Genomic DNA, 23318 nt, shown 5'->3' on the forward strand with positions numbered 1-23318 from the left:
ATTGCGGACAAGTGCTTTATTAAGGAGGAAAAATAGATGGGCTTTTATCTCAACGAGAATGGCCTGAATGCTATCTTGGAATGCTTAGGAAAAGAATATAAGATTTATGGGCCAATCCGAATCACCGGTGGCAATACTTTTTCTGACGTGGATTGTATTCGGTACGGGGTTATTAAAAAAGCCAGGGATATTGTGTTTGACCAAAAATCAAATTATTCATTCAAAGAAGTGCTGTTTCCTGTCTCTCAGACACTTCTGTCTTTTACGGACGAGCGGATATGTGAAGCGGAACCGGAGGAAAAAGGTAGTATCGTTTTCCTTCGCAGTTGCGACCTGCATGCAGTCAAGCGGCTGGATGGAATCTTCCTTCAAAATGGCCGCAATGAAGATTATTATTACAAAAGGCTACGGGAAAGAACAAAATTTATTTTAATGGGTTGCAGGAAAGCATTTGACAGCTGCTTTTGCGTCGATATGGGAACTAACCAAACGAACGAATATGATATGAGCCTTGAGCCAACAGACGGAGGTTTCCTCGTAGACAATCGTTGTGACGAATGGAGCAGGCTTTTGAAAGAGCATTGTATGGATCAGAGGGTAGTGATCCCTTCTCATGTTTCGGAGACGAAAAATCATGTTTTGATACCAAATGAGCTTTCCCCCGAAGTAGGCAAATCGAAAATATGGGATGAGTATGACAGTCGGTGCATTAACTGCGGCCGCTGCAATTTTGTTTGTCCGACCTGTACGTGTTTCACGATGCAGGATATTTCGGAAAGTCGAGTTGTTGGAGAGCGTCGGCGTGTACACGCATCCTGCATGGTCAATGGTTTTACCGACATTGCGGGCGGCGGGAGCTTCCGAAAGAAAAACGGTGAGCGGATGCGATATAAGGTTTTGCATAAGGTCTATGATTTCAAGGAACGTTTCGGCTATCAAATGTGTGTCGGCTGCGGCCGTTGTGACGATATCTGTCCGGAATATATCTCTTTTTCCCATTGTGTCAACCGCTTGCAGGATGCAGTTGAGGAGGTAAAAGACTATGCCGCAAAATGAATATGTTTCGTTCCCATCTGAGATTAAGGAAGTTATTCAGCATACACAGATCGAATATACTTTCAGAATGGCATATGAAGGCAAAATAAAATCTGGACAGTTTTTTGAGGTATCCATGCCAAAATACGGAGAAGCTCCTATTTCAGTCAGTGGCATGGGAGATGGTACGATAGACCTTACCATACGAAAGGTTGGCCTTGTCACGGACGAAGTCTTTGAACGCTACGTAGGGGAACGGCTCTTTTTGCGCGGGCCCTATGGCAACGGTTTTGACCTGAATGATTTTAAAGAGAAGGAGATTGTCATTATATCCGGCGGTACAGGCCTTTCTCCGGTTAAAGGATTAGTGGATTATTTTGCACGCCATCCGGATGAAATGCTGGGTATGACGTTGATTGCAGGCTTTAAATCTCCGAATGATATTTTATTTAAAGAAGACCTGAAACGCTGGGAGAAGATAATTCACATCATTTTGACCGTGGACGACGCGCATGGAGACGATTCCTATCGGGAAGGGCTGGTCACACAATATATTCCTCAGTTGAAGCTGAAAAGCTGTCCCGATGCAGTCGCGGCGGTAGTCGGTCCGCCGGTGATGATGAAGTTTGCCGTGCAGGGTCTGCTAAAAGAAGATTTTAAGGAAAAGAATATCTGGATTTCACAGGAACGGAAAATGTGTTGTGGCGTCGGTAAATGCGGACACTGTAAAATTGGCAGCAGCTACGTGTGCCTTGACGGTCCGGTGTTCAATTATGCTGCTGGCAAATGTCTGGCAGACTGAGAAGGGATGTGTTTTGATTGGATATTGATACGAAAGTGTTGAAAAAGAACGCCTTTCGCGTTACCAAGGAACGCGGACTAACGGCTTCACGAATTCGTGTGCCCGGCGGGCATATGGATGCGAAATATTTATCCATGATTCAAACCATTGCGGAAACCTACGGAAACGGAACCGTCCATATCACCAGCCGTCAGGGCTTTGAATTGCCTGGCATCCGTTTTGAGGACATGCCGCAAGTAAACGAAATGCTCCAGCCGGTGATCGAAGGGCTTGGTATCAACCAGACACAAGCGGGAAAAGGATATCCGGCGTCCGGAACCCGTAATGTCACCGCCTGCGTCGGAAGTAGGGTTTGTCCCTATGCCTGCTATGATACAACGGCATTTGCACAGCAAATTGAAAAGGCAATATACCCAAACGATCTGCATTTCAAGATTGCCCTCACGGGTTGCCCAAATGATTGCGCAAAGGTTCGGATGCATGATTTTGGAATTATGGGCATGACCGAACCGCATCTGGAACCGGAACGGTGTGTAAGTTGCGGTGCCTGCGTCAAATTTTGCAAAAAAAAATCGGCTGGTGCGCTCACCGTTGAGAAATATCGTCCACACCGGAATGCGGAAAAGTGCATTGGGTGCGGAGAATGTGTGCTCAACTGCCCAACTCGTGCTTGGACGCGAAGCAGTCAAAAATATTACCGCCTGACATTGTTAGGCCGCTCAGGAAAGAAAAATCCCCGGCTAGGGGAAGACTTCATCAAATGGGCGGATGAAGACAGCATTGTAAAAATTATTCTGAATACATACGATTATGTAGAGCACTACATCGACCCCAACGCCGTAGGCGGCAAGGAGCACATTGGCTATATTGTCGATCGCACAGGATTTGAAGAATTCAAAAATTGGGCGCTCCATGACATTTCTCTTCCTGAAATTGCAGAAGTCGTTTCACCGGTTTATTGGCAGGGAATCAGGTACTGAGTTAAATGCACAAATTGCATTAAAATTGTTTATCAGCATCGACCATCTGGTGAGCTATTCAACACGGCTTCCCAGATGGTCATTTTACGCTTTCCTCTGCCTTTTTAAATCATCCAGAATCACTGGATATTCTTGATCCAGTTTATAGTGTGAAAGAACCGCGATCTGAAATACAATGACTACCAGCGGCAAAGCAAGAGAAAGCCATTGGATTGCATTGACCGCGGATGCCGAGGGCGATTCAGTATGTGCTGAGTATCCGCATAAAGAAAGCGTCAGTGGAAGGGCGGAACTTCCAATCGCAGCGCCGATCTTCTTACCAAAGCTCGTCATGCTGAATAGAATTCCCTCGCTATGTACACCGCTTTTTAGGTAGCCGTATTCGGCAGTATCGGCAAGCATCGCCATAGAGACGCCGGTAATCGGTGCATTCCCCACTCCTCGCAGCAGGTTGTCCGTCACCGCCAGAGGGATACTGTGCGGATTTAACGTTTGTATTAGAATCCCAGCGGCAGAAATGCTAAGTCCCAGAATGACCGAATTGCGTTTTCCGAATTGCTTGACAAGGGGTGACAGTAAGAAAAGGCCCGCAACCTTAGCCAAGGTATTCACGGTTGTCAGCAGCCCAATCAGCGTGCTGTTCCCCAAAACATATTGCGTGTAATAAATTTTGATTCCGCCCGAAACAGGAGCCGAGATGTAGGATGCGATCGCTGCGAGGAACAGCATGAACCAGTATTTGTTCTGTTTTAAAAATCCGAAATCTTCCCGGACCGGGATTCGGATTTTTTTAACCGGAATTGCTTGCCCAACCCGTTCTTTTGTAAAACAGTAAGTAACAAGATATAAAAGCACCGACAGTGTGCCATAAAGGGCAGAAACAAGTTGCCAGCCGACCCTGCCGCCGCCCAAAAGTTTTATAAGCGGCAGCATGCAATTATTGACAGCAAGTGTTCCAATCAGCGACATTACCATGCGGAAAATATTCAGCGATGCCCGTTCGTATGGATTCTGTGTCATCAGGGAATTCAGAACCCCGTAAGGAATATTCAACGAAGATAAAAAGAAGTTGGATGTGGTATAGGTAATAAAGATATAAACGTATTTTCCGATATCAGGCAGATTTGGCAATGAAAATAGCAGAACGCCGGAAGCCGCAAATGGCAGGCACATGCGTAGAATCCATGGACGGGCTTTCCCTTGCTTCGATTTTCCTGCATCCACCAAAAGACCGATCAGTATATCGGTGAAAGCGCTGAGCAGCCGCGAAACGAGGAAAATTGTTCCTACTGCGGCAGCGTTTACTTTTATGACATCCGTATAGTAAAACAGAAGATATGTGCTCATGGCTACTGCAATACCAACGTCCGCGAGACCGCCACAACCGTAGGCCAGTTTTTCGGGAAATGCGATTTTTTCGTCTCCTTGATATGCTTTTATTGGAGTAGTTTCAAATTTCATGGTATCTCTCCCAGAAAAGGTTTTTCTCAGTATATATAAATAAAAATTATGATGATGTTGCATTTGCAACATCATCATACCCCAAAATCCTGTACAATCGAGAACAGAAACGGGGGTGAGAGAGATAAGCAGCATATTTGAAATCAGTGCTTATCAGACATCGGCATCCGAATTTTTTGATAAAATTCTGCAAAATCACGCGGATCTTGTGCTGGATGTACGGTTGAAAAACGATTCACAGCTTTGCGGGTTTACAAAGAAAAAAGATTTAACTTTCTTTGTCCCCAAAATCTGTCATGCTGCTTATGTCCACGACCGCTTTTTCACGCCGGAACCGCAGCTTCTAGACCGTTATCTTCATCATTGGATTCAGTGGGATCAATATTCTGCAGAGTATCGGTCTGCTATGGAAGCCCGAAACGCCATTAGTTACTTTCAGGAGCATTACGGGAACTACTCCTGTGTATGCCTGATCGGTACAGCCACTAAAAGACGTCGTTCCCACAGCGAGGTCCTTCGGGGGCTTCTTGCAGACTCAAAAAGACTGGCAGGTGAGTGATTATGAATTTGTATCATAAAATCAAAAAATATTTTTTGAATGAAGAACAGGAGGAACAAGAAATGGGAAACAAAATGTTTTGCTATCAATGTCAGGAAACAGCCGGATGCTCCGGCTGCACGCAAACGGGTGTTTGTGGAAAGACACCCGAAACGGCTAATTTGCAGGATCTGCTTATCTATGTAACAAAAGGTCTGTCCGAAGTAACTACACAGCTTCGCACAGAGAAAAAAACGATTTCTACGGACATTAATCATCTTATTACGGAAAATCTTTTTGTGACCATCACCAACGCGAACTTTGACCCTGATTTTATTACTGACCGCATTCAGACTACGCTAAACCATAAAAGAGAGTTGCTGGGCCAGTTAAATAACCGCGAGAGTCTCTCTGAAGCAGCATTATGGGATGCGCAGAAAGTGGAATACGCGGCGAAAGCTTCTTTGGTCGGCGTTCTTGCCACTGAAGACGAGGATATCCGCAGCCTGCGTGAACTGATCCTCTACGGTCTCAAGGGCATGGCGGCTTATTTAAAGCATGCGAACGCGCTTGGCAAGGAAAATGAAGCAGTTGACGCATTCCTGCAGAGTGCGCTTGCCAAAACAATGGACAGTTCTCTTGGTGTCAATGAGCTGGTGGCTCTAACGCTGGAAACCGGAAAATATGGTGTTGATGCGCTGGCACTGTTGGATGACGCAAATACATCCGCTTACGGAAAACCGGAAATCACAAAGGTAAAGCTTGGCGTCGGTAAAAATCCTGCCATTCTGATTTCAGGCCATGATCTGCGCGATCTTGAAATGCTTCTTAAGCAGACAGAGGGCACCGGCGTCGATGTCTACACCCATTCCGAAATGCTGCCTGCACATTATTACCCTGCATTCAAAAAATACTCCCATTTTGTCGGCAATTACGGCAACGCATGGTGGAAGCAGAAGGAAGAGTTTGAAGCCTTTAACGGCCCAATTCTTATGACAACGAACTGCCTTGTTCCGCCAAAGGACAGCTACAAAGACCGGGTTTACACAACAGGCACTGTAAGCTACCCCGGATGCCCTCACATTTCAGGCGGACCCGGTGAAGAAAAGGATTTTTCTGCACTGATTGCCCATGCTAAACGCTGCGCTCCGCCGACTGAACTTGAAACCGGTGAAATTGTCGGAGGCTTCGCACACGACCAGGTCCTCGCACTCGCGGATCAGATTGTGGCTGCGGTAAAATCCGGCGCTATCAAGAAATTCGTTGTCATGGCCGGATGCGACGGGCGGGCGAAATCCAGAAATTACTATACCGATTTTGCGAAGGCACTTCCGAAAGACGCGGTTATTTTGACGGCTGGTTGCGCCAAATACAAGTACAATAAGCTGAACCTAGGCGATATCGGCGGTATTCCGCGCGTGCTTGATGCCGGTCAGTGTAATGACAGCTATTCTCTGGCGGTGATTGCCCTCAAGCTCAAGGAAGTGTTCGGGCTTGACGACATTAACGACCTGCCGATTGTCTACAACATTGCATGGTATGAGCAGAAAGCGGTCATCGTACTGCTGGCGCTTCTGGCCCTCGGTGTAAAAAACATTCATCTTGGCCCGACGCTGCCCGCATTTCTGTCTCCTAATGTTGCGAAAGTCCTGGTGGAAAACTTCGGAATTGCAGGGGTCTCGACCGTGGATGATGATATTCAGAACTTCTTTGGTCCGCAGGAAAAGGAGCCGGAAGCAAAGGTGACAGGCGATACGCTCATTGGCGATATTCTTAGTTTCAATCCGGAAGCGGAGCGAATTTTAACAGGCTGCGGGATGCATTGCCTCGGTTGCCCCGCCTCTCAGATGGAATCTCTGAATGACGCATGCGCGGTTCACGGAATCAACGTAGACGAAGTTTTGCACAGATTGAATCAATTTTTGAAATAATGAACGGCAGAACCGGTGCGACTTTGCCGCACCGGTTCCTTTTAGGAGGATAATTTCATGAGTGCATTTTTAGGTCCTGTTCATGAGTGGATGTATCAAAAAATAAAAGGACAGGAATTTCTCGTTCAGGCCATTCTCTCACTTTCAGAGTCAGAGGGTTGGAGTAGCGGTCTTCGGCAGGAAATCAATCAAAAGTACGGAGAGCTTGAGCAAGGTCCGCTGGAAGGAATTATTGACGGGAACAATATCCACGGTTGGCTCTATGAGCGTGTTGCATGTGTTGAAAACCGTTTGGCATATGCCGTCACTCAGCTGTTGAGCGGCCATGAAGAAAGACTTAAGAGCATTTTATCTGTATTTTATCAGGATGGGCAGGAAAAAGGAACATCGTCCTCCTCCAATTTTGACTGTATGCAAATTTACACCGAAATCACCGATTTTCTTTTAGACGGAATGCCCTGCGACAGCGCAGTAGAGGTTCAGACCGAAAGTCAGGATGAAGTTATCTGGAGTTATGTCGGGGGTATCCACGAAGAATATTGGAAAGCACTCGGCGCAGATGCAGCCGTTTTTTATCGTTTACGTGCTGAATGGATCAAAGGATTCTTATTTCAAAAGTCATTTGCATTTGAGCAACTGAACGGCCTCACCTTCCGAATTTCAAGAGGGTAATATGAATACAACAATTTTTGAAACATTAAAAGAAGAACATGACCGCATCTTGACATTCTGCGGTTATGTTCGGAATACGTGCGCAAATTGCATTGAGAGCCAAAGCGTTCATGTTGCAGAGTTCCGTAGTATGGTTCAATTTATCCGCGATTACGCGGACGGACATCACCACCGAAAAGAAGAGAAAATTCTGTTTCAAGAAATGCTTGACCGTTTGGGCAGCGTTGCGGTCAATCTGGTCCAGCATGGCATGTTGGTGGAACACGATTGGGCAAGACTTCTGGTGTCTGATTTGGAGAAAGCACTGGATGCATATGAAAAAAACAGATCCACCAAGAACATGCTTGATATCATAGCCAACGCCGTCGGTTACTGCAATTTGCTGGAGCGCCATATGGAAAAAGAGAACACAGTCGTATATCCCTATGCGCAAAGGAATCTTGATCCCGGTGTGGTTCAGAGGATGACCGAGTTGGCGGAAAAAATGAATCGGGAAGATTTCTTTATGGAACGGTATTCGGACACTGTTCGAAAATAGCTTTCCGGAAAAATGGTTCATGGAAGCGATGAAGTGTTTTTGCATCCGTTTAGAAAGAAGGAGAACCATGAAATATCAACTATCCGAACAATGTTATGCTATCGGAAAGACGATCATAAAGCCGGATAAGGAATTTTCTTTTCTGGCTTACCTCATCACTGGGAAAGCAAACATCTTGATTGACACTCTCCCCGACAGAACTGCTTCCATGCTAACGGATGAAATCGTTTCTGTCATTGGAGAAAAGCCGCTGGATGCCATCATCCTGAACCATTCCGAAGAAGACCACAGCGGTGCTCTTCCAATGGTGCTGCAGCAATACCCGGACGTTCCCGTCTTGTGCACGGAAGCCTGTAAGAAACGTCTTATGAGCGCACTCCCGAAAGCCAATTTTCATGCGGTTAAAACCGGTGATGCTGTTGAATATGGGGAATACAAGTTCACGTTTTATGAGACTCCGGGATTGCACTGGGATGATAACATGGTAACTTTCTGGAACAGGAACAATATCCTTTTCTCTAACGATTTGTTTGGACAATATGCGGCGGCGGAACCTCCGATAGACCTTGATTACCCAGTAGACACGCTTTTAAAAGCGGCAGAGCGTTACTACGAAAAAGTATTCGGGTCCGCGTCACAATCAGAAAAAGAAGTGGTTTTAAAACTGGCGGACCTGCCAATCCGGCTAATTGCTCCGGGGCATGGGCTGATTATTGAAAATGAATTCTCCGCTGTAATGGAGCTTTATAGAAACAAAATAGAATAATAGAATTGGCAAAACGACAGCCATTGCTGAGAAAGGATTCATCCCTCTTGCGGCAATGGCTGTCTCCTTATAGTTCTGGGCAGGAGCGTTCTCCACGGAAATGTCCAAAGCATTTGTTTTGGGTTCACTCTTTTTCCTGCTCGCTAATCTTCTGCCAACGGATACAAGATTCCGTCCTCGCGGCGAATTCTTTCTTCAATCAGACTGAACATTTTTTTGCTGTCTGTAAGGAAAGGATCCTTGCTTTGAAGAATTTTAAAGGGCGTATTATACTGTTGGACAAACGCTCCAAACTGTTCCGCAAGGCTACCCATCTCATGATTGAATTCTTTCGCTTTATCCTTTACTTCCTGACGGTTGCTATGCATAAGTGAGGGGTACAGAAATTTGTCTTCCGACATCAGATGCATTTTTAGTTTTCCAGACAGGGCATTGATCTGAAAAGCAATATCATTTATGTTTGACTCAAGGTTAGCGGAAACCAAAGCGTTTATATTTTTGATGAGTTCATAAATCTCCCCGTGCTGCTTCTTTAACATCTCCAGATTGTTCATGATTTTGTTCTCCTTTTTACTTGTGGTGATATTAACAGTATACTGTGTCGTTCATGAAAACTATGTTGCATATGCAACGAAAAGCATATTTTTACTTTGGTATGGCCAATATTAGCCGATACAGAAGAGATGAGCGACGCTCCTTTACATGAAGGCTATCGCTCATTTTTTCATTCAGCAAAGAAAGGTTATTCAACCGTAATTACAGAAACGGGGCATCCATCCCGTGCTTCCACGGCTTTGTCTTCGGCTTCTGTAGGAACGTTTTCCTGATGAACTTCAGCCACTCCATCGTCAGCTATCCGGAAAACATCCGGGCAGGTTTCCGCGCAGAGCCCGCAGGAGATGCATCCACTTCTGTCAAGTTTTGCTTTCATAAAGTTCTCATCCTTTCAAACTGTAACAAATAATTGATATAAGAACATGTTTATTACTGTGGGAATACAACCGTAAGCAACATCTTGAATTTTCCGTCTGCCGCCACAGCATGAGGGACTCCTGCTGGCATCACAATGGTTTTCCCTTCGGAAAGTGAGAATTGTTGGTTCTCAATGGTAATATGCGCCGTTCCCTCAAGAATAGTCACCATCGCGTCACCATCCGATGAGTGCGAACTGATTTCTTCGTTTTCATCAAATGCGAACAGGGTAATACTTACTGCCTTGTTTTGCGCAAGAGTCCGGCTCACAACCTGTCCCTGCTGGTATTCGACCAGTGAGGACAACTCTAATGCACTCTTAAATTCAATATTCTTTAAATAATGCGTTTCCATACTTTAAATCACCTTTCTTCAATCTCAATACTATTCTGAAACTAGGCGCTTTTCACCTTTGATTTTCTGAATGGGCTTGATATTTTGGGTCACTTCCAGTACGCCGAGATACTTACCTTTTTCACTGCGCACAGCAAAATACCGGATAAGAATGTATCTTTCACCCATGTCAATCCAAAAATCTTCACTCTCTTTCCGTCCGGTTTTGAAATCCTCTACGAGTTTTTCCACGATATGCACGCTTGCCGGTGGATGACAATTGGAAACCTTCCGACCTATAATTGCCTTTGTTCGCGGAAAAATGCGCTCATCTCCCTGTGAAAAATACTTTACTGTGTCGTCCTTGTCCACAAAGGTAATGTCAATGGGAAGAGTATCGAGCATTCTCACAAGTTCTTCGGTTTTCAGCACTCCGGTCGGCAGGGTAATGACACCTGGAGAGGTCTCTTCTTGCCGAACAATTTTCTGTTCTTTTCGGACGACCGGCGACCACTCCGGTACGTGATCAATGAAACAATAGCCAAGTTCGCCGCTCTCGTCGGCAATATGCTTCCACTCATCCTGTGTCAGGTTTTCAAGCAGCATCGGAAGCATAATGCTTTCTTCTTTAAAAATCATCTCACTGATTTTCGCAAGTAGTTCTTCAATTTGCCCTTTCAAATGTGAAACATCAGTTGTTTTAAGCCGCACGTTTATTTCTTTGAGCTGCGTGCGGATTTCATCGTCCACGCCCCACATTACCTTTGGAGGAGCTGTAATACCATACTGTTCCATGTAAGGAAATAGAAGGTTCTCTTTTTTAAGATAATGGCAGTCGATCTCGGCGAGCCGACTGAGAGAGGTCTCCACATCTTTTTCACCCGATGATTGATCTATTACTTTTCGGATTTCTGCAATCAATTTTTCAATAGCTTCGTTTTCACGTTTCATGGTATTAGCTGGATGTCCGGGAATCTCCGATGGGTCTGACGGCTGATGAATTTTTTCAATAGAGCCTTTAAACACAGCCGCATGCACATCACAAAGGCGCTGAATTTCGGAAACCGGCAAACCGTTTGCGACAAGAGTCTGCTCCGCCTGTGCGATTTCCTCTGCTGATACTCCTCCGAACACAGCGGCAAACCGTCCCTTGACCTCTTCAACACTTTTGCCATTATGCAGCTGTGTAATCAATTCTTTCAGAACTCTTTGGCGATATTCCCGGTTATTGATTTCCTCACTCATGTGGATTCCTCCTCAATTTTGTAACTGTGCCTGTTTTATGGCTGCAAGTCTGATCTTTTTTCTTGTTCTCTTTAGATTTACCATAAACTTGTCCGCCACTGCAATATCCGATTATGGGATAACATGGAGACCAATTACTGCCAACATTTAGTGATTCCCGAATCGTCGCGTCACAATTCATACATTGCCCTAATCAAACCAGAAATTTATCTTATCTTTCAAATATAGAGAAATACCTCCCGCAGCCTGCATCTGATTTCATCGTCATTGTAACAGGCTGTGAAAGGTATTTCTGTGATTGCAATCAAATTTTTTATTTGGTTTCAAAAATTAATGATCAATTAATTTTCCAGCCGATGATTCTAGCATATTGCGATCCAGTAACAAAATGTTCTTATTTCCGTTCGATCGGATGATTCCCTCGTTTTCCAATAGACCAAGTTTTCGACTTACTGTTTCCCTTGCAATTCCCAGATAATTGGCCATACCCTCACGGCTCAGTGGTAGACGGATTAGGGTACCGCCCGGCACGGAAGTCCCATATTTTTCAGCAAAATCGAGAAGTAGTGCGCTGACACGCTCGTCAACGCTGCGCACCCCCATGCTTTGCAGCGCATTTTCCATGCGGTTCATGCGTTCTCCCAATTCTTCAATAATCTTTACCGCGATATCAGGGTATGCTCGGAGCAACCCGTAAAAGCTCTCCCTAGTAAAGAAACAGGTCTTAACTGGCTCCAACGCTTCCACGGAGTAGGCAGATGCCTGTCTGCTGAAAAGATTGCGCTCGCCGAAAAAATCTCCTTCCGAAAACACATAAAGGATCTGTTCCCGACCATCCTGAGTAATTTTAAAGGCCTTGACACTTCCCTCATTGACAATCACTAAGGCGTCTGGTCTATCTCCCTCGAAAAAAAGAGTTTCTCCTTTCAGGTATTTTTTATGATGGATAACAGAAGCAATATGAATCAAATCATTCTGATTTAGTGATGAAAAAATCGGTACCTTGTGCATGCAAAGCTTATGTAAGCATTGTGCAGCACATACATCGCATTTCTCCATGAACCTTGTCACTCCTTTTTAACAACCTTTTCATTTATCACTCGGTGTGAAGCCTTTTCAGTGCTTTCATATCCCTGATGGTTATGCTTTTTGCATCAAAGTCAATCAGTTTTTCATTGCGCATTTTCTTCAGTTCCCGGGATAGTGACGGCCTTTGAACACCTAATTTTTCAGCAAGCTCCTTTTTTGATACTTCCAATCGTATCGTTGCATTATGCTGAATTCGGTATTCATAAAGTAGAAATTCGATCATGCACTGGCGAATCGTTTTCATGGAAAGAGTATTAATTTTTCCTGCCAGAATCAGTGTTTTGTCGGAGATTGACTGAAGAAAATTTTCCAGAAATCCACTGCTATTTTGGCACAGTGATAGAATTAACGTTCTGTCAGCGTGGAGAATATCCGTATCAGATTTTGCGGTCATTGTCATAGGATACGGATTATTCCGCGAGAAAAGAAGGTTTTCGCCTATAGAATCACCGGCCATAAAACTGCAAAGGGTAAGCATATCCCCGTTTGAATCAATTTTTTGAACCAAAACCGTCCCATGTAAAACAATGTCAAGACTGACACACTTCTCGTTTTGAAGGTGTATCACAGCGCCTTTGGCATATCGCTTGACATGGTAATGCTCTTTTTTTAAAAGGACTGACAATTCTTCCGTTGAAAAGCACCGAAATAAGTTGGTCAATGCAAGTGTTGGGATCAGGTCTTCCATAATTTTATCATCTTCTTTATAAAGAGTAACCTGTGTTACTCTTATTTTTGTTGCTTTAGATTATAATACAAATGAAATGAAAATGAAAGGAGAATTTATAGTTGGAAAATCTGTTTTTTAAGCAGGCATCAAAGCCAATACCGATATTAAGTGAAAAAAAATCAAGTTTTCAAATGGCCTATTTCTCTATAAGGGGGATCTGGAATGAGTTTTATTCAATTTGAAGAAGTGGAGCGGGAATACATCGTAGGAGATAGTATCATAAAAGCTGTGAAAGGAATCAGTTTTTCTCTGGAAGGAGGGTCATTTAACGTTGTGCTTGGGCAAAGCGGGGCGGGAAAAACAACGGTGTTGAATATGCTGGGCGGCATGGATTCACCGACGAAAGGAACTATCACAGTAAACGGCGAAGATATATCAAATTTTGGGGCCAAAGAACTGACTACATACCGCAGGGACAAAATTGGATTTGTATTTCAGTTTTATAACCTTGTTCCCAACCTAACAGCGCTAGAAAACGTACAGCTTGCAGAAGAAATTTGCAAAGAGCCACTGAATGCTGTGGAGATGTTGGAGCGGGTAGGTCTGGGAGAACGAAAAAGCAATTTCCCGGGCCAGATGTCCGGCGGTGAACAACAGCGGGTATCTATCGCCCGGGCACTGGCAAAAAATCCGCAGATTTTGCTTTGTGACGAACCCACCGGTGCTTTGGACTCCGGTACCGGTCGAATCGTGCTTAAGCTGATTCGCGATATAGCACGTGATATGAAAAAAACAGTAATCGTGGTCACACATAATGCACCGATCGCCGAAATGGCGGATACTGTAATCCACATGCGCGATGGGCAGATCACTGAAACCCGGCATACTGAGCATCCGCGACCTGTGGAGGAAATTGTATGGTAAAGGGTGCACTCTTTAAAAAATCGATTCAGGATATGAAGAAAAACCGATCTCAATTTCTGTCTATTTTCATTATGGCTGTACTTGCTATCGGTATGTCGGTCGGGCTGGATACCATATGGACCACAGTATATGAACATTCTCAAAGTTTTTACAAAGCCACCGACCTTTCAGATTTTTGGATATCCGCTTCGAATCCCTCCGAATTGAATCTGTGGAGGGTCCGGAATATTGAAGGTGTGCAGAAGGCGGAAAAACGGTTTTCGATCAACAATGCCACCGCCGAGATAGACGGAAAACCATCTTTGCAGATTTATGCCGTTCCCTCGGAAAACACGCTTGATATGGCGGAGGTGATGACGGGAAAAAGGGTGAGCAAACGAGGCGCAATCCTTGACCGTTCGTTCGCAGAGGCCAATCGTCTTTCTGTTGGAGACTCCCTGACCGTAAAGGTAAACGATCACAAAATTGTGGTTATAATTGAAGCACTCGCTCTTAGCAGTGAAAATATCTATGCGATTAAAGATACCGCTTCCATGATGCCGGACCCAAAGGGCTATGGGTTTATTGTGATGGATGAAGACCGGATTGCTTCCGCCTACGGCGGCGTGAAACCCTATAACCAAATCGAAGTTCAGCTTACTCCGGGAGCGGATACTGCGGCAGTCCAAAGCCAAATGGATTCCATATTCGGAAAAAAGCTCAACTTTGTGATAACACAAACCGATAATCGAGGCGTCAATTTTGCGAACGCTAAGGTTATCCAATTCCAGTCCCTTGCCACAATTTTTCCTTTTATGTTTTTTTTGGTTACCGCTCTTATCACTTTCAGCACTATGATGAGGCTGACGGAAGACCAGCGCAACCAAATAGGGATATTAAAAGCGTTAGGCTATAGCAGGAAAAGCATCTTGTGGCATTACACCTCCTATGGTGTCTACATTGGTGTAGTGGGTATCCTCGTTGGAGTCCTGTTCGGTCCAAATGTGATTGGAAGGTTGCTGCTTTCCAAATTGGAACACCTTATGACTTTTCCCATTGAGGATATGGTTGTCAACATTCCTAAGTTTCTGATCGGCGCTTCCATTATTCTGCTCTTTACCGGAGGAATCTCCTGCTACTCGTGCCTGAAGCTCCAGAATGAAACACCGTCTGAATTGCTCCGGACCAAAGCACCAAAGAGAGGAAGCCATATCTTACTGGAGCATCTGCCCTACATCTGGAACCGCCTGAAATTCAGCCAGAAACTGATTATGCGAAATGCAATGCGCAATAAATTCAGAATCATCGTAAGCATTCTCGGCGTATCGGGCTGCGCGGGGTTGATTATAGGCGCCTTGGCCCTGTTTGATCTTGTATCTGGAATTCCAAAAACACTTTATGATCAAACATACTCCTATGACCAGAAAATCATTCTCACCAGCGGTACTACAGACAAAGTTTTAAAGAATTTGCATCTTGATGGGACTGTACAGAATTTAGAGGAAACTTCCGTTCAACTTACCACTCAGAGCGGACTGCGAAAAATGTCCGTCATCTCTGTTTTTTCAAAGGAAAGTCCGCTGATCCATCTAAAGGATTTGCACGGCAATAGTGTTACCCTGCCAGATACCGGAATCGCAATGACAAGGAAACTGGCCGAACTCATGCACGTGAAAGCCGGCGATACGGTGAACTTGAAGCGAAGCGGCAATTCGTACTATCCCGTTAAAATCATTAAGATTGTTTATATGCCAAGTTCACAAGGCATTTACATGACAGACAGTTATTGGCAGGAAATCGGCGAAAAATATAGTCCCACGTCAGTGCTTGTAAAATGGACGCATAAGGATAACGATTTTTTAAACAGCGATTATGTTGCCAGCTATACAGACAGGAAAACCCAGAAATCAGATTTTGAGAGTAATCTCAGCGCTATCTTCGGGACCTCTTTCCTCCTGATTTTATCGGGTGCGATTCTGGCTTTTGTAGTACTTTATAACATGGGGATGTTGAATTTTGCCGAACGGGTAAGAGACCTCGCCACATTGGAAGTCCTTGGTTTCCATCAAAAAGAAATTCGGCCGCTTGTTCTTATGGAAAATTTATTTTCTACAATAATTGGTATCTTTTTAGGAATTCCGATCGGAAAAATTCTTGCTAATACAATAGCTGGAGGGTTTGGCGATGACTTTGATTTAATCAGCCATGTGACGGTAGACAGAATATTGATTGCAGCACTGATAACGTTGATCTTCGCAGCCATTGTAAACCATGTCGTCCGCAAAAAAATTAAATCCATTGATATGCTTCAGGCGCTGAAAAGCGTTGAATGATTGATAAAGGAAGGTTCTGCCACATATGAAAAAGTATTATGCAATTTTGCTAACCGCATTGCTTTTGCTGCTCACAGGCTGCCAAAAGACTGATAATATACCACAAACAAGCGTGTCTTCTGGGAGTTCGGCAACTAATACGGATATTGTTGCTTGGGGGGAAGTCTTATACAGCAGCGAGTCCCAAATCAGCATTGATTTTCCCGCGCAAGTGGAAAACATCAACGTGAGTGTAGGTGATAATGTAAAACAAGGAACCAAGCTGATCACACTTTCTACCGATGCATATGAAAACAATATAAAAGAGTTACAAGCAAAAGTTGACTCGGCAAAAGCTTCCGCCGACAACGTTGATCAAGCCTCTCTGCAAGAGCAGATTTCAGTTCTGAAGAATCAAATTGCTTACAAGATAAAAGAGCTCAATAACGGGAGTAGTCCGGATTTGCAATTATACAAAAATGCCCTAAATCTTGCCCAAAAGGAAGAACAACAGGCGCGTGAAGATTTGGATAAATACAAAACGTTGCTTAAAAGTGGGGCAATATCTCAATCTGATTTTAATACATATTCCGATGCGCTGAATCAAAAGAGTAAAGCTGTTAATGATGCGAAAGCTAACATTGCAAAGACAAAGCGCGCTTTGCAAGAGGCGATCGATTCGTTAAACATCTCATTGAAAACTGCGCAGGTTCAGCTAAATCAACAGAAAGCTAATGTTACAGCGGCACAGGCAAATCTTGACATAATGAGTTCAAAAGCTGACGAGCCCTACATTTCCGGGGCAAATATTGTTTCTAACCTGGCATCCGGCATTGTGAAAGAAATCAATGTAAAAAGGGGAACCATCATCAGTGGCCAAACAGCCCAAAATGTAATCAGCCTAATTGATGCGAACAGCATCTATGTCAGCGCGGAAGTACCGGAGGAATTCATTGGAGAAATCTCAGCAACCAGCAAGGTCTATATTGTGCCAACGTCTAACAAAAACTTAAAGATCACAGGACACATTACCAAAATTCCAAGTTTGGCGGTGGATCACGACGGTGACCGTGTTGTTAAAGTACAAGTGAAGCCGGATGAAAACAGCGAATATATAAAACCCGGTTTGACATCGGACGTCCATTTTTCTATTAAAAACAATGTGTCGGGAATGAAAAATAAAAGCAGCAATGATTAACAACGGAATTTACCTATCGGAAGTGAATTTTGCTATGCAAATTACTTAATAGGATATAAGGAGGAGTAAATCTCATGAAAGTGAGAAAACAAGCCGTTTTATTTACAATGGTGGTACTGTTTGCCCTGAATACGACGGTACCCGCGTTTGCAGAGGATACTGCTGAAAAAAAGACGCCCTATACAATTGAATATTCAAAGGTGGAACAAACTGTTTTGGGAAATAATTTGCAGGTAAACAGTAACATGCTAAGCCTTGACAGCCTTGATAATAAAAATGAGCTGAAGAAAAAATATGAAAATATTCTGGATACGGTTTCAAAAACCTCTCAAAGTCTTACAGCAATTCTAAATGATCCGGATGCTTCGGAAGAATTGAAAACTGTTGCAAAGGGTACCAGCGTAACGCTTTCTACCTTGTCTAAAATATTAGATATGCAGGAAGATACTTCGGAGGATGATTTTGAATTGACGGATTTACAAACTGATTTGGCAAATTATCAGATTGTGAGAACCGCTCAAAGTTTGTTTTCTACTCACTATCAGCTCCAATACAATATAGAGGACCTGACAGATTCCCGCGCACTGCTAGAAAACACTCTTTCGACTGCCCAAACGAAATACAACCTGAAGCAGGGTACCAGCCTTGATGTCGCGCAAGCCCAAGATGCCTTAAACACTTTGGATTGCAGCATAACCAATCTACAAAATCAGTCGAAAGCTATCGACACTGAAATGAATATTTTACTTGGACATTCTTATAACGATACGATTGTATTTGGAAATGTTCCAAATCCGGACACCGATTATACAAATAAAATTGATCTGGACAGTGATCTCACTGCAGCACAGGATGCAAGCTATAATATAAAAATTAAACGCAAGCAGCGCGCAGTTCTAAGTGACGAGACATATAAAGAAAAAGATAAAAAAAATGCTCTCAATGATGACATGGAACTTGAGTTACAGAACATAGGCTCATCGCTGGATAAGCAGTATAAAACCATACAAGAAAAAAAGGTTGTACTGACTGCTAAACAGCAAAAACTAGCAACCGCGGAATTTAGTCAAGAACAGGCTTTGAAAAAACATGAAGCAGGAATTCTCTCCACCATGGATTACGCTAAAATTAGATATAATACGCTTTCACAACAATATTCTGTAAAAGCTGCGATGTTGGGACTTTCCCAAGAGATAGAAAGTTATAAATGGATTATGCGTGGGCTTCCTGCATCAAATTAAATGCGTAACAGTATACAATTAAAAACTTTTTCTCTGATTTAATCAATATTTTAGCGTGTCATTAGATTTTTGACACACGTCAATTACTTCCCTGACAGGATCTGCTACGATTCAGACAGTTAGGAGGTAGATACACATGAGTAAATGGAATCGAAAACTGAATCAATTCCTTAAAAAGTATACGACACCTTTTACATTTGCAGCAGGCATACTGACAGTCTTAGGGTATCTGGCAGAACGAGTGACAAATATGAGAACAGCCACAATCATTTGTTATCTCGTTGCCACAGTGCTAGCAGGATTGCCAATCTTCTTCCGGGCAATCACAGGACTGAGGATGAAAGCCATTGGCATTGAAGTTTTAGTGAGCATTGCAGTATTTGGCGCACTGTTTATCGGAGAGTACAGCGAAGCAGCTATCGTGACATTTCTTTTCCAATTCGGAACATACCTGGAACAGCGTACGTTGCAGAAGACCCGCAGTGCCATCCGGATGCTTACAGAGATGGTACCCGCCACTGCATGGAGATTAGAGAGCCAGACAGCTGAACCAGAGGAGATTGATGCAGATGAGGTGAAAGAGGATACCCTGCTGCTGGTCAAGACTGGTGGAAAGGTAGCCGTTGATGGTATCATCGAATTCGGAGAAGGGTATCTGAATGAGGCAAGCATCAACGGCGAATCCGTTCCAATTCATAAGGTGGTTGGAGATCAGGTCTATGCCGGAACCATCCTTGACAGTGGAATCTTACAGATGCGTGCAACCCGTGTGGGAGAGGATACCACCTTTTCCAAGATTATTGCACTGGTGGAGGAGGCACAGGATGCGAAATCTCCGGTGGAACGATTTATTGACAGGTTTGCCAAATGGTATACACCCGCAGTCGTTGTAATTGCAGCACTTGTTCTGCTCATTACCCGTAACCTGGATACGGCGATCACCGTTCTTGTCCTTGCATGTCCGGGAGCCCTGGTCATTGGGGCACCGGTAGCCAACGTGGCTGGTATCGGCCGCGGTGCGAAAGACAGTGTGTTGTTAAAAGGCGGTGACAGCGTGACAACCTTCGCCAAGGTGGATACCTTCCTGTTTGATAAGACAGGAACACTTACTACAGGTCATCCTGATGTGACAAATGTTTACAGCTACACAGAAGATATTCCAGGTGCTATGAAGTTGGCGGCAGCCTTAGAAAGTACAAGCGATCATCCGCTGGCAAAGGCAATTGTGAATTATGTAAAGAAGCGGGATGTTACAGTGGAAAAAGCGGTTGCCAGTGAGACATTGAAAGGATTTGGAGTTCGTGCTGACATAGATGGAAATGTCGTAATAGCAGGCAGCAAACGGATGATGACGGAACAGGGAATCACCCTGACAAAGGAACAGCAGCGAGATTTACAAGAGGCACAAAGGAACCTTGTCCACTTCTCGGACGATGGCATTTCCGGTGTCACAATGGAGCGGCCCGGTTTTGTTGCGATGATTCAAGAGCTTGAGGAAGGCCACGCGGCGGCTGTTTTCGTAAAGGATATGTCGCGCTTGGGTAGAAACTACATAGAGGTTGGAAAACTCACGGAGGAATTCCTCCCCGATCACGACATCAGGCTTGTCGCGGTTTCCGACAATGTGGATACCGCCGAGGGAGAAAATGAGCTAACACCGATCCGCAATCTGTTCAACGAGTGGTATGCCCGTGATATCAGCAAAAAACGACGTATCAGCAATAAGATCAAAGGAAATGCCGGGGAACCGATGGGACAGCCTCCTTACGGTTACATCAAGGACCCGGACAATTCAAAACGCTGGATTGTGGATGAGGAAGCCGCTATCGTTGTTCGCCGGATTTATCAGATGACGCTGGACGGCTCTGGGCCGGAGCAGATCGCCGCCGCACTGGAAAAGGATAGCATCCTGACTCCAATATCTTATTGGCAAACACGAGGTGTCAACCGCCCTGGCAAGCATAAAGACGCACCGCCCACGAAATGGAACAGTTCAACTATCACGAAGATTCTTTCCTTACAGGAGTATTGCGGGGACGTTCTCAATTTCAAGACGTACAGCAAATCCTACAAGAATAAGAAGCGAATTGAGAACGACCGTGACAATTGGGTTATCTTTAAGGATGTGCATGATCCGGTCATTGACCGCGCTTCATGGGAAAAAGTACAGCAGAAGCGCGGCAAAATCCGTAAGCGGAAAACCAATGAGGGAGAAACCAATATGTTTTCCGGCTTGCTTGTCTGTGCCGACTGCGGTCACAATCTGCATTACCACTTCAATCAGGGCAACCCGGACATCAAGTATTTCAACTGTTCCAATTACAAAGGTAATCGGGGTACTTGTACTTCTACCCATTATATCCGTGTCGACTTTCTGGAACAGGTCGTACTGGGAGAAATCCACAGGCTCACAAAATTTGCGAGCAAGTATGAAGATGAATTTGTCAAAGCGGTTATGGGACATTCTCAGCAAACGGTGGAACTTGAGCGGCAGAAAAAGCAAAAAGGATACAATGCTCTGTTGGCCCGCGATAAAGAGATTGACCGACTGTTTGATCGAATGTATGAGGACAATGTGGCCGGGAAAATTTCCGACGAGCGGTTTTCAAAAATGACCAAGCAGTATGAAGATGAGCAGAGCGGATTAGCAGGGCGGATAAAAACGCTGAGGGCCGAGCTTGATAAAGAAAGCCGTCAATCTGTGGGCACGGATATGTTCATTGCCACTGTGCGTAAATATACCAGAGCCAGAAAGCTCACACCGCGTATGCTGAACGAACTGATCGATCACATTGAAGTCCATCAGGCTGAGAAGGTAAACGGCGTATACGTCCAGAAGCTGACTATTCATTATAATTGTATCGGCTCCATTGAAATACCGGATGTTTCATCTCTACAGGAACCGGATGTTCTGATACAGACAAGAAAAGGAGTAGCCGTAAGCTACTCCCAAGCGCAAATGGCAGGATAAGCATATAAAAAACCGAGTGTTCTTACAGCACTTTCAAATACTATAAGAACACTCGGCATGGTGCGGATAACAGGACTTGAACCTGCACGAGGGTTACTCACCAGAACCTAAATCTGGCGTGTCTGCCAATTCCACCATATCCGCGTGCGAAAGCTATTATACCGTAGTGACAGCTTTTTTGCAAGCCCTTTATCCGCCCAGAATCCCCTGCTCCAACATGGACTGGGCGGCCAGCATCGCACCGAGGCGGCCGCTGTGGTAGTTCAACCCGCCCTGCATCCACGCGGCATAAGGCTCGCGCAGGGGCGCGTCCGCGGAAAGCTCAATGGAAGCGCCGAGCGTGAACGCACCCGCGGCCATAATGACCTTGCAGTCGTAGCCGGGCATATCCCAAGGCTCCGGGGTCACAAAGGAATCCACGGGAGCGCCTTTCTGCACCCCTTTGCAGAAGGCGATCAGCGCCTCTTCCCTGCGCAGCAGCACGGCCTGGATGATATCGGCGCGCGGCTCGTCGTACTTTGGGGTGACATCGTATCCGAAAAGGCTGAACAGCGCCGCGGTAAACGAGGCGGTTTTCAGCGCTTCGCCGGTGACGTGCGGAGCGTGGAAAGCGCCCATGAACAGCTCCCGGTTGTTGCCGAGAGTCGCGCCGATTTCGCGGCCGGTGCCCGGCGTGGTCAGGCGGTAGGAACAGCTTTCCACCAAGTCTTTCCGTCCGGCGATATACCCCCCGGTAGGCGCGACGCCGCCGCCCGGATTTTTTATCAGCGAACCGGCCATCAAATCCGCCCCGCGGCCGACCGGTTCCGTCGTCTGGACAAACTCGCCGTAGCAGTTGTCCACCATCACGATGCAGTCAGGCGCCCCGGCTTTTACGATCTTCGCTATTTTTTCAATATCCTCCACAAAAAGGGAAGGCCTCAGGCTGTATCCGCGCGAACGCTGGATATAGACCATCCTGGTTCCCGGATTGACCCGCCGTCCGATCTCTTCATAATCGGGCGTTCCGTCCGCCTTCAGTTCCAGCTGTTCGTACCGGATGCCGAACTCCTTCAAAGAGCCGTTTCCGTCGCCGGTAAGGCCGATGACGCCGCGCAGGGTATCGTAGGGAATCCCCGTTACGCTGAGCATAACGTCGCCCGGGCGAAGCACCCCGAACAGCGCCACCGTCAGCGCGTGGGTGCCGCTGACGAAATTATAGCGCACAAGAGCGTCCTGAGCGCCGAGCGCCGCGGCATAAACCGCGTCCAGCGCGTCGCGCCCGCGGTCGCCGTAGCCGTAGCCCGTGGACGCCGCAAAATGGCTTTCGCTGACCCCCGCCTGATTAAACGCCGCCATCATTTTTTGCTGGTTGTAATCGGTAGTCCCGTCGATTTTTTCCAAAACCGGCGCAATCATTTTCGACGCCTTTTCCGAGGCGTCCTTTATCTTTTTATCGATTGTAAAATAAGGGTAAAGCATGTTTGTTCCTCAACTATTCCTCATCATTGACAAAACGGACCACAGGCCTGCCGTCCCGGTCCAGAAGCGGAGTCAGCCCGCCGGAGTTTCCCCACGATGTCTGCAGGTAGTGGACGCCGGTCTCCGTGTCCACCAGGATTCTCTGCACATCCACCGTCCCCTGCGAATAAATGGCCTTGAATCTCTTTTCTTTCATCGGA

22 protein-coding genes and 1 tRNA gene are annotated in these 23318 nt (G+C 45.4%); 13 read left to right on the forward strand and 10 right to left on the reverse strand.

Translation table 11 applies throughout. The features are described from left to right. Positions 1-36: 36 nt before the first annotated feature. The 3 genes from asrA to asrC are packed head-to-tail and all read left to right on the forward strand — an operon-like array spanning position 37 to position 2817. Entirely contained in the window at positions 37-1056 is a 1020-nt protein-coding gene (gene asrA, locus ACRQU7_RS17780; protein ID WP_326975379.1) for an anaerobic sulfite reductase subunit AsrA, read from the forward strand. Continuing rightward, positions 1043-1837: an anaerobic sulfite reductase subunit AsrB gene (asrB, locus tag ACRQU7_RS17785; protein ID WP_444642337.1), complete on the forward strand. Its 795-nt coding sequence runs from the start codon at positions 1043-1045 to the stop codon at positions 1835-1837. Before asrA ends, asrB begins: the two co-directional genes overlap by 14 nt. A 17-nt stretch (positions 1838-1854) precedes the next feature. Next, the gene (asrC, locus tag ACRQU7_RS17790; protein ID WP_326975377.1) at positions 1855-2817 is read left to right on the forward strand and encodes a sulfite reductase subunit C; all 963 of its coding nucleotides are present in this window, start codon (positions 1855-1857) and stop codon (positions 2815-2817) included. 84 nt (positions 2818-2901) lie between these two features. Here asrC and ACRQU7_RS17795 read toward each other — a convergent pair whose 3' ends face one another. Beyond that, positions 2902-4278, reverse strand: coding sequence for an MFS transporter (locus ACRQU7_RS17795; RefSeq protein ID WP_444642339.1), 1377 nt, complete (start codon positions 4276-4278; stop codon positions 2902-2904). Between the two features lie 115 nt (positions 4279-4393). Here ACRQU7_RS17795 and ACRQU7_RS17800 point away from each other — a divergent pair, with 115 nt between their 5' ends. The 5 genes from ACRQU7_RS17800 (at position 4394) to ACRQU7_RS17820 (ending at position 8723) form a co-directional block, all read left to right on the forward strand. Continuing rightward, positions 4394-4837, forward strand: coding sequence for a DUF488 family protein, N3 subclade (locus tag ACRQU7_RS17800; RefSeq protein ID WP_266161644.1), 444 nt, complete (start codon positions 4394-4396; stop codon positions 4835-4837). 62 nt (positions 4838-4899) lie between these two features. After that, positions 4900-6747 (forward strand): hydroxylamine reductase, encoded by a 1848-nt coding sequence (hcp, locus tag ACRQU7_RS17805; protein ID WP_326975662.1) that lies wholly within the window; start codon positions 4900-4902, stop codon positions 6745-6747. 57 nt (positions 6748-6804) lie between these two features. Continuing rightward, a complete protein-coding gene (locus ACRQU7_RS17810) occupies positions 6805-7419 on the forward strand; it encodes a hypothetical protein (RefSeq protein ID WP_326975376.1) in 615 nt (204 codons plus the stop codon). A 1-nt stretch (position 7420) separates the two neighbouring features. After that, the gene (locus ACRQU7_RS17815; RefSeq protein ID WP_326975375.1) at positions 7421-7957 is read left to right on the forward strand and encodes a hemerythrin domain-containing protein; all 537 of its coding nucleotides are present in this window, start codon (positions 7421-7423) and stop codon (positions 7955-7957) included. Positions 7958-8024: 67 nt separating this feature from the next. Then, a complete protein-coding gene (locus ACRQU7_RS17820) occupies positions 8025-8723 on the forward strand; it encodes an FprA family A-type flavoprotein (RefSeq protein WP_195464773.1) in 699 nt (232 codons plus the stop codon). Between the two features lie 143 nt (positions 8724-8866). On the opposite strand, the gene ACRQU7_RS17825 is transcribed toward ACRQU7_RS17820, so the two are convergent. The 6 genes from ACRQU7_RS17825 to ACRQU7_RS17850 form a co-directional block, all read right to left on the reverse strand. After that, complete coding sequence (locus ACRQU7_RS17825) at positions 8867-9277, reverse strand: hemerythrin domain-containing protein (RefSeq protein ID WP_195464771.1); 411 nt, start codon at positions 9275-9277, stop codon at positions 8867-8869. Between the two features lie 188 nt (positions 9278-9465). Continuing rightward, complete coding sequence (locus tag ACRQU7_RS17830) at positions 9466-9654, reverse strand: ferredoxin (RefSeq protein ID WP_195464769.1); 189 nt, start codon at positions 9652-9654, stop codon at positions 9466-9468. A 53-nt stretch (positions 9655-9707) separates the two neighbouring features. Then, positions 9708-10049 carry a cupin domain-containing protein gene (locus ACRQU7_RS17835; protein ID WP_444642344.1) on the reverse strand — a complete coding sequence of 114 codons (342 nt, stop codon included), beginning with the start codon at positions 10047-10049 and terminating at the stop codon, positions 9708-9710. Positions 10050-10079: 30 nt separating this feature from the next. Further along, on the reverse strand, positions 10080-11273 hold the full coding sequence (locus ACRQU7_RS17840) for a DUF438 domain-containing protein (protein WP_444642346.1): 1194 nt from the start codon (positions 11271-11273) through the stop codon (positions 10080-10082). 330 nt (positions 11274-11603) lie between these two features. Then, positions 11604-12332 carry a Crp/Fnr family transcriptional regulator gene (locus ACRQU7_RS17845; protein ID WP_444642348.1) on the reverse strand — a complete coding sequence of 243 codons (729 nt, stop codon included), beginning with the start codon at positions 12330-12332 and terminating at the stop codon, positions 11604-11606. Between the two features lie 37 nt (positions 12333-12369). Further along, a complete protein-coding gene (locus ACRQU7_RS17850) occupies positions 12370-13050 on the reverse strand; it encodes a Crp/Fnr family transcriptional regulator (protein WP_195464762.1) in 681 nt (226 codons plus the stop codon). 204 nt (positions 13051-13254) lie between these two features. On the opposite strand from ACRQU7_RS17850, the gene ACRQU7_RS17855 reads away from it, so the two are divergent. The 5 genes from ACRQU7_RS17855 to ACRQU7_RS17875 all read left to right on the forward strand — a co-directional run bounded on the left by ACRQU7_RS17855 (position 13255) and on the right by ACRQU7_RS17875 (position 21657). After that, on the forward strand, positions 13255-13956 hold the full coding sequence (locus tag ACRQU7_RS17855) for an ABC transporter ATP-binding protein (protein ID WP_326975369.1): 702 nt from the start codon (positions 13255-13257) through the stop codon (positions 13954-13956). After that, on the forward strand, positions 13950-16268 hold the full coding sequence (locus ACRQU7_RS17860) for an ABC transporter permease (RefSeq protein ID WP_326975368.1): 2319 nt from the start codon (positions 13950-13952) through the stop codon (positions 16266-16268). Before ACRQU7_RS17855 ends, ACRQU7_RS17860 begins: the two co-directional genes overlap by 7 nt. Before the next feature lie 25 nt (positions 16269-16293). Next, a complete protein-coding gene (locus tag ACRQU7_RS17865; RefSeq protein WP_326975367.1) occupies positions 16294-17445 on the forward strand; it encodes an HlyD family secretion protein in 1152 nt (383 codons plus the stop codon). A gap of 74 nt (positions 17446-17519) precedes the next feature. Then, a complete protein-coding gene (locus ACRQU7_RS17870) occupies positions 17520-18686 on the forward strand; it encodes a hypothetical protein (RefSeq protein WP_444642351.1) in 1167 nt (388 codons plus the stop codon). 136 nt (positions 18687-18822) lie between these two features. Beyond that, complete coding sequence (locus ACRQU7_RS17875) at positions 18823-21657, forward strand: HAD-IC family P-type ATPase (RefSeq protein ID WP_444642353.1); 2835 nt, start codon at positions 18823-18825, stop codon at positions 21655-21657. 58 nt (positions 21658-21715) lie between these two features. Here the strand turns inward: ACRQU7_RS17875 and ACRQU7_RS17880 are convergent. From ACRQU7_RS17880 to ACRQU7_RS17890, 3 genes are all read right to left on the reverse strand, one after another. Continuing rightward, positions 21716-21801: transfer RNA gene (locus ACRQU7_RS17880), tRNA-Leu, on the reverse strand. A gap of 45 nt (positions 21802-21846) precedes the next feature. Continuing rightward, positions 21847-23118, reverse strand: a complete 1272-nt coding sequence (locus ACRQU7_RS17885) for a methionine gamma-lyase family protein (RefSeq protein WP_444642355.1) — start codon at positions 23116-23118, stop codon at positions 21847-21849. A gap of 13 nt (positions 23119-23131) precedes the next feature. Next, entirely contained in the window at positions 23132-23314 is a 183-nt protein-coding gene (locus ACRQU7_RS17890) for a DUF6440 family protein (RefSeq protein ID WP_038326039.1), read from the reverse strand. Positions 23315-23318 lie beyond the last annotated feature (4 nt).

This window comes from Caproiciproducens puteiluti (assembly GCF_052442865.1).
In the GTDB taxonomy this organism is placed as follows: domain Bacteria; phylum Bacillota; class Clostridia; order Oscillospirales; family Acutalibacteraceae; genus Caproiciproducens.